Origin of the sequence: Mesorhizobium sp. (assembly GCF_005063415.1) — a bacterium.
Lineage (GTDB): Bacteria > Pseudomonadota > Alphaproteobacteria > Rhizobiales > Rhizobiaceae > Mesorhizobium.
This window is the reverse complement of the sequence record NZ_SUEG01000254.1, coordinates 1-1,929: the sequence shown is the minus strand read 5'-3', so window position 1 is coordinate 1,929 and position 1,929 is coordinate 1. Positions and strand designations below refer to the sequence as shown.

General features: G+C 65.9%; 2 protein-coding genes. One reads left to right on the top strand and one right to left on the bottom strand.

Going from position 1 to position 1,929, the window contains the following annotated elements:
• On the top strand, positions 1-1,002 hold a 1,002-nt coding region (locus E5W70_RS31180; RefSeq protein ID WP_292665101.1), incomplete at its 5' end, for a phosphate acyltransferase.
• A 277-nt stretch (positions 1,003-1,279) separates the two neighbouring features.
• Here E5W70_RS31180 and E5W70_RS31175 read toward each other — a convergent pair.
• Positions 1,280-1,929 (bottom strand): adenosine kinase (locus E5W70_RS31175; protein ID WP_292665100.1); only part of this gene is annotated, 650 nt, incomplete at its 5' end.

Below are 1,929 nucleotides of genomic sequence, written 5' to 3'. Positions count from 1 at the left end.
CTTTCCGCCCGCCGCGACCCGATCGCCTCGACGCTGCAGCGCATCTACGACCGGGTGCGCCGCCAGCCCAAGCGCATCGTCTTTGCCGAGGGCGAGGAGGAGCAGGTGATGCGCGCCGCCGTCTCCTATGTGAACCAGCGGCTCGGCACCGCCATCCTGCTCGGCCGCGACGACATCATCAAGGAAAACGCCAGGAACGCCGGCATCGACCTCGGCAAGCAAGGCATCGAGATCATCAATGCGCGGCTGTCGCGGCGCAACTCGGTCTACACCGACTATCTCTACGAGCGCATGCAGCGCAAAGGCTTCCTGTTCCGCGACTGCCAGCGACTGATCAACACCGACCGCAACCATTTCGCCGCCTGCATGGTGGCGCTGGGCGATGCCGACGGCATCGTCACCGGCGTCACCCGCAACTATTCGACGGCGCTCGACGACATCCGCCGCGTCATCGACGCAAGGCCCGGCCACTGCGTCATCGGCGTGTCGATCGTGCTGGCGCGGGGTCGCACCGTGCTTGTCGCCGACACCGCCGTGCACGACATGCCGAATGCTGTCGAGATCGCCGACATCGCCGAGGAGGCCGCCGGTTTCGCCCGCCGCATGGGCTACGAGCCAAGGCTCGCCATGCTCGCCTATTCAACCTTCGGCCATCCGCAGGGCGAACGCTCCGAGCGCGTCCAGGAAGCGGTGCGCATCCTTGATAAGCGGCGCGTCGATTTCGAATATGACGGCGAAATGGCCGCCGACGTGGCGCTCAACGCCCGCGCCATGGCGCAGTATCCGTTCATCAGGCTGACCGGCCCCGCCAATGTGCTGGTCATGCCGGCCTTCCACTCGGCCTCGATCTCGACCAAGATGCTGCAGGAGCTCGGCGGCTCGACGGTCATCGGCCCGCTGCTGGTCGGCCTGAACAAACCGGTCCAGATCGTCTCTCTCAATGCCAAGGATTCCGACATCGTGAATATGGCGGCGATCGCGGCGTATAGCGCTGGGACTTGAGAAGCGAGCTTACCCTCCTCTCGCTGGGAAGGGTCGTGCGAAGGCGACGCCCATAGAGGGCAGTGCTATCGCATAGGGGGTTCCCCCTCATCCGGCCGCTTCGCGGCCACCTTCTCCCCGCTGGGGAGAAGAGCCTGGCATCAACGCTGGCGACCTCCTCTCCCCTCGGGGAGAGGTCGGATTGCCCCGAATTGCCCTTCGCAATTCGGTTGGCAATCCGGGTGAGGGGGCACTTGCCGATGTGCGATTGCCCTGCTATCGAGCGAGACCGAGCTCCCTACAGCAGCCCCGCCTGCTCGGCCTCGCGGCGCAGATTCTGCCTTGGCCTTGGGCCGATTTGCTGGATGACCAGCCCGGCCGCCAGCGAGCCGAGATCGCCGCACTGCTTCAGGCTGCGGCCTTGCGTGTAGCCGTAGAGGAAGCCGGCGGCATAGAGGTCGCCGGCGCCGGTCGTGTCGACCAGTTCGCGGATCCTGGTCGCCTCGATGGTGACGGTCTCGTCGCCGCGGACGATGACCGAGCCCTTTTCCGAGCGGGTGACGGCCGCAATCTTGCAATCCTTGCGGATCTGCGCCAGCGCCTCATCGAAGGAAGCGGTCTGGTAGAGCGACTTGATCTCGTGGCTGTTGGCAAAGACGATGTCGGCGGTGCCGGAGCGCATCAGATCGAGGAACTCGTCGCGGTAGCGGTCGACGCAGAACGAGTCCGACAGGGTCATCGACACTTCGCGCCCGGCGGCGTGGGCGAGCTTGGCCGTCTGCCGGATCGCTTCCTTGGCGCGCGGCGGGTCCCACAGATAGCCCTCGAAATAGGTGACCGCGGCGCCCGACGCCTTGTCGGCCTCGACGTCCTCCGGGCCGAGCTCGATGCAAGCGCCGAGATAGGTGTTCATCGAGCGCTCGCCGTCGGGCGTGACGAAGATCATCG